1 pseudogene is annotated in these 261 nt (G+C 65.1%); it reads right to left on the reverse strand.

What is annotated here, in order from left to right:
• A pseudogene (locus ACCC94_RS30310) lies at positions 1–261 on the reverse strand (1-deoxy-D-xylulose-5-phosphate synthase); the annotation flags it as partial.

Genomic DNA, 261 nt, shown 5'->3' on the forward strand with positions numbered 1-261 from the left:
GCGAAGGTGACTGCGTGCTGCTCGGCGATGCCCACGTCGAAGTAGCGGTCCGGGAAGCGCTTCTCGAACTCCACCATGCCGGAACCTTCACGCATGGCCGGCGTGATGCCGACCACGCGCGCGTCCAGTTCGGCCGCGTCGCAAAGCCACTCGCCGAACACCTGGGTGTAGGTTTTCTTGGACGGCGCAACAGCCGGCTTGATGCCTTCAGCGGGATTGAACTTGCCCGGGCCGTGATACAGCACCGGATCAGCCTCGGCG

This window comes from Pseudomonas sp. Pseusp97 (genome assembly GCF_047304025.1).
Taxonomy (GTDB): domain Bacteria; phylum Pseudomonadota; class Gammaproteobacteria; order Pseudomonadales; family Pseudomonadaceae; genus Pseudomonas.